Raw genomic sequence first — 9,329 nt, 5'->3', positions numbered from 1 at the left:
ACTTGCAAATGTTTTTTTAACTTTTTTTCAAGCTAGATTCTCCCGAAAGCCTCATAGATACTAGTGCTCCAAAGAATCTTCTCTCTTACAAAAGCGGCTGCAAAGATAAACACTTTATTTTTACAAATCCAAAACTTTTTTGAAAAAATTAAAAAAAAATAAAATTGGATGCTTAGTAGGTGTAAACAATCATAAAAAAGATTCCTACGACCACCCTACCACTGCCTATAAAATACTACTAAACAACCATTTTATAAATCCACTCTCCGTTGAAAGTGGATGCAAATATAATAGACACGAAGGCAAACTTCCAAACATTTTTTAAAGAAAAATCGAAGAAAAATCACAAAGGCTTGATTTACAACAATAAAAAAATCACAATTATATTGTGATTTGAATACTAAGCTATTTTAACATGATAAAACTAAGTTCCATTTAGTAGTAATTCTTTCAAACTATTCAACTGTTCTTTATTCCCCAATACAAAAAGATGATAGTTTTTCTGTAACACCAATTCAGGTGAAGGATTATACACATACCCTCCTTGTTCATCTTTCAATCCAATAATATTTGCACCCGATAAATTACGCACATTTAAATCCTTTATTGATTTCCCGACAAAACCCTCAGAGAGATTTTGACAACTAACCTCTTCGAGATTAACACCTTTCATTGGCTGAAGCAGGATATTATCCAAAAACTCGATGACATCAGGCTGCGCAACCAGCTTTGCCATTTGTTGGCCACCTAATCGATCTGGCATAATCACATTATCAGCACCAGCTCTTTTTAACTTACTATCTGATTGACTATTAGATGATCTAGATATAATCTTTAGGCCAGGGTTCATTTCACGAGCAGTTAATACTACATACACATTCTCTGCATCGTTTGGAATGGCGGTAATAAGTGCTTTAGCTTCTGATATATTAGCCATATCAAGAACCTCTTCCATGGTGGCATCACCTTGAACAAACAGTAAATCAGAAAATGTACGAATCCTATCAATTGCCGATTCGTTAGAATCTACAACAACAACGTCTTCTCCATGCTCCACTAATTCAATACTAGCTTGTTTTCCATTACGACCGAAACCACAAACAATTACATGACCACTTAACTTTTCTATTTTCCTCACAATCCTATAATCTTTTAAATTTCTACGAAATACACCATCTAAAATGAACCTGGTTATGGCCGAAGCCAGGTAACCAAAAATCCCAAAGCTTATGAATATTAAAAATACGGTAAAAATTTTCCCCGATTGAGAAAGCGGGTGAACCTCCTGAAATCCTACAGTAGAGATGGTAATCACTGTCATGTATAAGGCATCGACAATACTGTAAGCTTCATTGATATACATAAAACCAGCAGTACCAACAAATACCGTCAGCACCAGAAAAAACATGGCAATACTTAAGGTTCGGATATTTTCTTCCCAGAGCTTTTGTCTATTCATACCGGTAATATCAATATTAAACTAAGATAAACAATATCCTCAAATGAGCGATAGAAGTGAAAATTTATTTATGGCAAGCCGAATCATTTTTCATACGGATGATTCGATTCCCAAATTCACAATGGAGGCATTTTGATTGATCGCAATAATTGAGTTTAAGCTGCAACAAGGCTTGTGAGTGCCATGCTGTCTTCACTTCTACACCACAACTCTTCCACTGATTGATAATCGAATTCTTTTCCGAAGGGATATTTTCCAATAAGCTCAGAACCTTTTCTTTTATATCCTCGTTGCGGTTTATTTCTCCATAGCAAAATAAGCATGGTACCACTGCATTAATCAGAATAGTATGAATGGTCATTTTTCCCAAATTCTTGTTTTGAAATTTGGACTCTATCCCAAACTGGTAATGAGTTTTCCAATAAACTGAAACTTCTACATTAAATAATCTCATAAGATCCTGCACTTCAACACCTGCCAACACCTTCGAAAAAAGGGCTGATGAGTTATGGATCAATGCCGCCAATTGCGCAATCCTAATCGTTGGGAAGTTTCCAGGCCTTAATCGTAACCATTTCCACCGATGTGCAGGTAATGGCCTGAGTTTGTATTTATTGGACAAAAATTGGTATTCACTTTGTAGCTTTATATAGTAATCATCATCGATAGAATCGAATAACATTCCTGCCTGGCCAAATAGTAATGCTTCAATTTGAAACAATGAATTCTTTTGTTTTGCTAAAATCTTTAGAGGCAACACCTGCGCCAACTGCTGAAAGGGATCTGCATTCACTCTCATTCCAAAATACCGGGCAAGCACCTGGTAAAATGTTTCCTCCCAGGAATTCTTATTCAACTCTAAAACTTTCTTTACATCTTCAGATTTTCTTTCGAGTCGCTCAAATATCATTCTATCGAGCCAGTTTCGAACAAAGAATTTTTCTACAGAGGTAATTTCATCATAACAAGGAATCCATTTTGAGGAATGCATTAGGTAGTTGTAGTTTTCCAGCAGGTTTAAATCGAATTTCAAAAGCAAACAAGGTAATTTCCTGCCTTCATTTATTGTCACATCAATATCCTCTTCGTAAACTACATGCAGAATCACATTGTCATATGAAGAATTTTGCTGATGATTGTGCTGGTACCACAAGGAAGATTTGATATGAATTTCTACATTTCCCGCCCACAATACGCCATTGATTTGAATTCGTGCATCGAAAAAATCTGGACCAGCATCGCGATTTTGCTTGCCAACATCAAGCACTTCAATCCGATCCCCTTTTGTCGAATATAAGTTCTGCTTATCGAATAGCTTATGATTCCATATAAATTGTAAAAATTCCTCAGTCATACAATAATATTTTATCGCAAAGCATCTAATTTAACAATTCATATAGAAAAAGACAATAAAAAAGCGACGCTTATACAAACGTCGCTTACTTATAATAGATTGATTTTCTTACAAAATTGACTTTTCTTTCAACAAATCCTCCATTTCCAATTGAAGCTCTTTGGCTTTTTGTCCTGCAACACTTGCAAAATTTTCAGAAGTGTCAGCAAAAATAATTCCTCGCGATGAATTCACTAATAAACCACATGATTGATTCATTCCATATTTTGCCACTTCCTGCAAACTACCACCTTGTGCACCTACACCAGGCACCAACAAGAAATGATCAGGAGCGATTTTTCTAATATCACCCAACATTTCTGCTTTGGTAGCACCAACTACATACATCATATTTTCCTTGGTTCCCCAATCTTGTGATTTTTCCAGCACTTTTTCGAACAATTTTTGCTCTCCTTCCTGGAAAAACTGTAAATCGAAAGCACCTTTATTAGAGGTTAAGGCTAAAAGGATTACCCATTTGTTGTCATACTCTAAAAATGGAGTTACCGAATCTTCACCCATATAAGGAGCAACTGTAATAGAATCGAAAGGCATATTTTCAAGAAATGCACTTGCGTACATTTTTGATGTATTTCCGATATCACCTCTTTTTGCATCGGCAATCAAGAAAATTTCAGGGTATTTTTCCTTGATATAATTTACTGTTTTCTCAAGAGTAATCCACCCTTGGGCACCTCGACACTCATAAAAAGCAATGTTTGGCTTATAGGCAACTGTATAATCGGCTGTTGCATCCACAATTGCTTTATTAAATTCGAACACCGGATCCTCTGAATCTAACAAGTGTGCTGGAATTTTTTTAATATCGCTATCCAAACCCACACAAAGGAAACTTTTCTTTTTCTTGATTTGTTCAAATAATGCCTGATAATTCATGTTACTATTGGTTGTTTACTAGTTAATACAAAAAAGGCAGCGGTAACACCACTGCCAATATCTTTATAAACCACTTTCTTTAAGTCGTTCTGCGTTTTCTTCAATTTGAAGCTTATCTATAATTTCCTGAACATCGCCATCCATGACTGCCGACAAGTTATATAGAGTAAGATTGATACGGTGATCGGTTACACGCCCCTGCGGATAATTGTAAGTTCTAATCTTAGCAGAACGGTCACCTGTTGAAACCATAGTTTTACGTTTCGATGAAATTTCGTCAAGGTATTTTTGATGCTCCATTGCATAAATACGTGAACGAAGCTCAACCATCGCTTTTGCAAGGTTCTTCAACTGCGATTTCTGATCCTGACATGTAACGACAATACCGGTTGGAATGTGGGTTAAACGAATAGCCGAATAAGTTGTATTTACCGACTGACCTCCAGGTCCGGAAGAACAGTAAGTATCTTTACGGATATCACTTTCCTTTACGTCTACATCAAACTCTTCCGCCTCTGGCAATACTGCTACAGATGCTGCACTGGTATGAACACGTCCCTGTGTTTCTGTCTGAGGAACACGCTGCACACGATGCACACCCGATTCGTATTTCAGTACACCATATACACCATCACCGTTAACATTCATTACAATCTCCTTGTAACCACCCGAAGTTCCTTCGCTAAAGCTCGATATCGAAACTTTCCATCCTCTGGCCTCACAATATTTGGTATACATTCTTGCCAAATCACCAGCAAAAATACTTGCCTCATCACCACCAGTACCTGCTCTAATTTCAAGAATTGCATTCTTAGAGTCTTCAGGATCAGCAGGAACAAGTAGAAGCTTAATATTTTGCTCCATACCCGGAAGTTTCACTTCCAAGTCTTCTAATTCCATTTTCGCCATTTCTCTCAATTCTTCGTCAGATTCATTTGCAATGATATCTTTCGACTCGGCAATTGTATCAACAGCATTCTTATATTCTTTGGCAGCTTCGGTTACTGCTTCCAATTCTTTATATTCTTTGCTTAATTTTACAAAGCGCTTCATGTCTCCCATCACCTCAGGGTCGGTAATCAATTGACCAACCTCTTTAAATCTGATGAAGACACCTTCTAATTTATCTAGGATCAAATTATTGCTCATGCTACAATATTCTAAATTTTGCACAAAATTAGAAAAATAAAACGACTTTGAAGCTTTAGTAGGAAATTATAGTTCATTAGCTACTTAAATTAGATCAGATTAGGAAAATTCAGATGAAACAAAAAGCTTACCAAAATCTTAATATTGGCTTGATACAAGCTTAAATTATCATGAATTTAAATTGAGAAAATTTTAATCTGCCTATTTACTTTTTAAAGATCAAAAACTAATTTTATTTATAGAGAAGAAGAAGCAATTCGGTAAATCTATTTACAAAACCAAATACCCTTTAACCAGAATGGTTTTACCGGATATCACATTTGCCAAAAGGGCAAATTGCAACTTCTAATTTTATCTGTAACAACAATTTTTTGAATTTTATTATTCGATTAGTTATCACCGCCTAATCTAATGCTTATGGTTAAAGTTAGAATACCCCGGAACGAAGATCAATTATTGGGATTGTTAGGAAAAATTAACAAAAGGCACGAATGCAATAAGAAAAAGAGTCTTTTGAATGGAGCTGTTAACATGGATCGCCTAGTTGAAAAATCTAAAAAAATCAGAAATTTTAAAGATCTGGAATCAGAACCAAGTGCAAAAAAACAATCTTTTGATCGCTCAAAGAACAATGATTTAAAGTTTATCTCAAGTGAAATTCGCAGCATTAGGAATCTACTTCTTGCTGTTTATCCTGACGAGCCCAAAGTGATTAAGGAATGGGGCTTCGAAATAAATGAATAAAAAAAATACCACTCAAGTTGAGTGGTATTTTTTTATATGTCGTGATTATCGATTAGTAAACGAATTCACCAAATTCGCTTTTAATCGTTAATTTCTTGCCTTCGTATGCTTCGCATCTACCAACAATTTTCGCATCTACATTAAATTCTTTCGAAATTGCAATAATATCTTCAGCAATTTCCTGAGGAACATACAACTCATATCGATGACCCATATTAAATACCTTATACATTTCGTCCCATGCGGTTCCACTTTGCTGGTGAATCAGCTTGAACAATGGAGGCACATCAAACATATTGTCTTTAACAACATGCAGATTATCAACAAAATTCATCACTTTTGTTTGCGCTCCACCCGAGCAGTGAATCATTCCATGAATTTGAGTGCGGTATTTATCAAGTATTTTTTTAACAATCGGTGCGTAAGTTCTTGTTGCTGACAAAACCAATTTTCCAGCATCAATATCAACACCTTCAACCGAATCTGTCAATTTGCAATTTCCCGAATAAACCAAATCTTCAGGAACTGCATTATCAAAACTTTCAGGATATTTTTCTGCTAAATATTTCGAGAATACATCATGACGTGCCGAGGTCAATCCATTCGATCCCATTCCACCATTGTACTCTGTTTCGTACGTTGCCTTACCCGAAGAAGAGAGACCAACAATTACATCTCCTGCCTGAATTTTCTCGTTGGTAATTACATCCTCGCGCTTCATACGACAAGTAACGGTAGAATCAACAATAATAGTTCTCACCAAATCTCCAACATCAGCAGTCTCACCACCGGTTGAATGAATATTTACTCCAAGTTTTGCATATTCCGCCAGCAGTTCTTCTGTCCCATTGATAATGGCAGAAATCACTTCTCCCGGAATTAAATTTTTGTTTCTACCAATTGTAGAAGACAATAGAATATTATCAACTGCACCTACACAAAGCAAATCATCGATATTCATAATCAATGCATCCTGGGCAATTCCTTTCCAAACAGAAATATCGCCAGTTTCTTTCCAATACATGTAAGCCAATGATGATTTGGTTCCGGCACCATCGGCGTGCATGATGTTGCAATATTCATCGTCGCCGGTTAAATAATCAGGAACTACCTTGCAAAAGGCATTAGGAAACAGACCCTTATCTAGATCTTTAATTGCACTGTGCACATCCTCTTTCGAAGCCGATACGCCTCTAAGATTATATCTTTCGTCTTTTCTCATGGTTGTTTAGAATAAAATGTAAAAGCAAATCAACAAAATCAAAAGTTCTTCATTTCACCAAAGGCAACATTCACAAGTACTTCCAATCTTACCGTTATATTACTCCTTCAATTTTTTAGCTTCGGCAAAGGTAATCTTTTTCCCTTTATAGTATGCGATTACGAATGCTTTAATTCCTTTCTTACTGATCTTTTGTGATTCCACTTTTGCTTCTTCGTAAGAATCATATATACCAGTGGTATATCTTACGGCTTTTTCATTAACCGGAGCTTTGAAAACAACCTTGAAGTTTTGAATAACACCAGGAACAGTATTTTTGCTAAAAGCTCCTATCTGCACAGTATAAAAAACACCTTGCACTTTATTTAAATCTTTGATTAAAGTATTTCCCAACTGATTTGGTGAGGAGCCAGGTTTTATCTTAGAATTTGGCCCTGGTACGTAGTTGGTTGATAAAACTTTAAACTCTGTTCTTCTATTCAATTGATTGGCAATTTCTTTCTGTTCCGAGGTCAGTTGCCAAATATTTTTTTCACTAAGAATTGTTTCCTCTGCCAGAAAATCATATTCTTCAGAAATATCTTTACTCACCACTCTTGGTTGCGATTCTCCATAACCATGGGCCACCAGGCGATCCCAATAAATGCCATTGTCTATCAAATAATCTACTACAGACTGAGCTCTTTTCTGAGAAAGACTTTTGTTCGTAGCTTCGCTGCCCACAAAATCGGTATGCGATCCCAGCTCTATTGTAATTTTAGGATTATCGTTTAAAGTTTCTACCAATCCGTCCAAAGCTTCTTTCGACTCTTCGCGCAAGCTCCACTTTCCAAAATCGTAGAAAATATTTGGCAATTCAATTGGTTTTTCGATCGGTTTTAAACCAATCATCGATTTAAAATTTCTACTCACCTGTATTCCAACAGTACTAACCTGCTCTTTTCCATTCAAATAACCATCCTTCGAAACCATAGCAATGTATTCTAAATCAGGTTTCAATTCAAAGTGGAAGTTTCCCTGATCATCAGTTTTTGCCTGCACTTGCTCACCATCGGTCGAAACCAGGTTGATACTTGCTCTTTCAACAGGTTCTTTCGATTCTGAGTCTACAACCTGGCCTAAAAAGGTGAACTGCAGTGGCACATAATCAAATCGATAGATATCATCATTTCCTTTTTTACGAGAGGAAGAAAACATCCCTTTTTCATTATTTGGTTGAAAATGAATTGCAAAATCATCGGCAGTTGAATTAATCGGATATCTCATATTGTCAACTTCCCACACTTCGGATTCAGTTCTTTTTGCCATATAGATATCCAAACCTCCCATTCCACCATCACGATCGGAAGCGAAATAAAGTTTCCCGTTGTCACGGATATGAGGAAAGAGTTCGTCCTTCTCTGAATTGATTGGCTTACCAAGGTTCTGAGGTTCGGTCCATCCACTCCCACTTTTCTTACTCATCCAGATGTCATTTCCTCCATAACCTCCCGGCATATCGGAAACAAAATACAAAATTGAGCCATCAGCTGATATGGAGGGATGACCAACAGATAAAGAATCTGGAACCAGTTCCTGAAGCGCCACTCTTCCCCATTCACCATTTTGTCTTTGCACTGCAAAAATCTTTGTTCCCTGGTTGTTCTTGTTCACTTTTTGAGAAGAGGTAAAATAGAAAATATCTCCTTCTGAGCTAAAGCAGGCTGCTCCTTCGTTCCATTCCGTGTTAATGGTATCACCTATTCCCGAAGGCTTGCTCCATTGGTATGTATCGGTTAAAACTTTACGAGTTTTGGCTTTTCTTCCCTTCTTCTTTCTTGATTTACGAACTACTTCGTTTGAATAATGCGATTCCAGAATGTTGGTGTAATACTCACCGGTAACACCATCTTTTCTAAGTTTATCTTTCAGTTTTCGATCCGATGTAAAAAAGATCACATTGGTATCCTGTCCCATATATATAGGAGCAAAATCGCTGGATCCAGAACTAAATTCCTTTAAAATTTCTACTTTATATCTTCCTGGAAATTCTTCCCAGTACGAAATTCTTTTCAAAATTTTGGCTGCATCATCATCCTGTTCTGCTTCCGGTTTTAAATCCAGATACTCCCAGAAATTCTCCTCTGCCTCCTCCAGTCTGTAATTTTTCAACTCGGCATATCCCAGATTTTTCACTGCATCAACAAAGGTATCCCTGTTCATAATTGCTTTCCGATACCACGAAGCTGCTTTTCGAGGTCGATTGATCTCATCAAAACAATTGGCATTCATAAATGCAATTTCAGCTTTTCGTTCTCTATCTTTTTCCTTTTTATATGCTTTTTCATACATAGTCTGCGCATGGAAATACCTGCCAGATTCCAACATTTTATTTCCACGATTTACGTATGATTGAGAAGAGCACGAAATTAATAAGCCTATGATACAGAGTAATCCTGTTAAAGAATGAATTTTCATCAGATGAT

The 9,329-nt window shown here is 36.5% G+C and carries 7 protein-coding genes; 1 reads left to right on the top strand and 6 read right to left on the bottom strand.

Annotated features, from left to right (window positions below):
• Positions 1-424 precede the first annotated feature (424 nt).
• From ELS83_RS18880 to prfA, 4 genes are all read right to left on the bottom strand, one after another.
• Positions 425-1,459, bottom strand: a complete 1,035-nt coding sequence (locus tag ELS83_RS18880) for a potassium channel family protein (protein WP_171597101.1) — start codon at positions 1,457-1,459, stop codon at positions 425-427.
• Between the two features lie 64 nt (positions 1,460-1,523).
• Entirely contained in the window at positions 1,524-2,813 is a 1,290-nt protein-coding gene (locus tag ELS83_RS18875) for a DUF2851 family protein (protein ID WP_171597100.1), read from the bottom strand.
• Positions 2,814-2,921: 108 nt separating this feature from the next.
• The gene (pyrF, locus tag ELS83_RS18870; RefSeq protein ID WP_171597099.1) at positions 2,922-3,749 is read right to left on the bottom strand and encodes an orotidine-5'-phosphate decarboxylase; all 828 of its coding nucleotides are present in this window, start codon (positions 3,747-3,749) and stop codon (positions 2,922-2,924) included.
• A gap of 63 nt (positions 3,750-3,812) precedes the next feature.
• Positions 3,813-4,898, bottom strand: a complete 1,086-nt coding sequence (prfA, locus tag ELS83_RS18865; protein ID WP_171597098.1) for a peptide chain release factor 1 — start codon at positions 4,896-4,898, stop codon at positions 3,813-3,815.
• A 417-nt stretch (positions 4,899-5,315) separates the two neighbouring features.
• On the opposite strand from prfA, the gene ELS83_RS18860 reads away from it, so the two are divergent.
• Entirely contained in the window at positions 5,316-5,642 is a 327-nt protein-coding gene (locus ELS83_RS18860) for a hypothetical protein (RefSeq protein WP_171597097.1), read from the top strand.
• 52 nt (positions 5,643-5,694) lie between these two features.
• On the opposite strand, the gene ELS83_RS18855 is transcribed toward ELS83_RS18860, so the two are convergent.
• Together ELS83_RS18855 and porE are read right to left on the bottom strand one after the other, a co-directional pair.
• Positions 5,695-6,864, bottom strand: coding sequence for an AIR synthase related protein (locus ELS83_RS18855; RefSeq protein WP_171597096.1), 1,170 nt, complete (start codon positions 6,862-6,864; stop codon positions 5,695-5,697).
• Positions 6,865-6,963: 99 nt separating this feature from the next.
• On the bottom strand, positions 6,964-9,321 hold the full coding sequence (gene porE, locus ELS83_RS18850; protein ID WP_171597095.1) for a PorE family type IX secretion system protein: 2,358 nt from the start codon (positions 9,319-9,321) through the stop codon (positions 6,964-6,966).
• Between the last annotated feature and the right edge of the window lie 8 nt (positions 9,322-9,329).

The organism is Marinifilum caeruleilacunae (genome assembly GCF_013141825.1).
Lineage (GTDB): Bacteria > Bacteroidota > Bacteroidia > Bacteroidales > Marinifilaceae > Marinifilum > Marinifilum caeruleilacunae.
The sequence above is the reverse complement of the archived record's forward strand: the minus strand, read 5'-3'. Positions and strand labels throughout refer to the sequence as shown.

Bases quoted from the DNA above. Each gene is read 5' to 3' on its own strand.
- ELS83_RS18880 (WP_171597101.1), bottom strand. From the start codon at position 1,459: ATGAATAGACAAAAGCTCTGGGAAGAAAATATCCGAACCTTAAGTATT.
- ELS83_RS18875 (WP_171597100.1), bottom strand. From the start codon at position 2,813: ATGACTGAGGAATTTTTACAATTTATATGGAATCATAAGCTATTCGAT.
- pyrF (WP_171597099.1), bottom strand. From the start codon at position 3,749: ATGAATTATCAGGCATTATTTGAACAAATCAAGAAAAAGAAAAGTTTC.
- prfA (WP_171597098.1), bottom strand. From the start codon at position 4,898: ATGAGCAATAATTTGATCCTAGATAAATTAGAAGGTGTCTTCATCAGA.
- ELS83_RS18860 (WP_171597097.1), top strand. From the start codon at position 5,316: ATGGTTAAAGTTAGAATACCCCGGAACGAAGATCAATTATTGGGATTG.
- ELS83_RS18855 (WP_171597096.1), bottom strand. From the start codon at position 6,864: ATGAGAAAAGACGAAAGATATAATCTTAGAGGCGTATCGGCTTCGAAA.
- porE (WP_171597095.1), bottom strand. From the start codon at position 9,321: ATGAAAATTCATTCTTTAACAGGATTACTCTGTATCATAGGCTTATTA.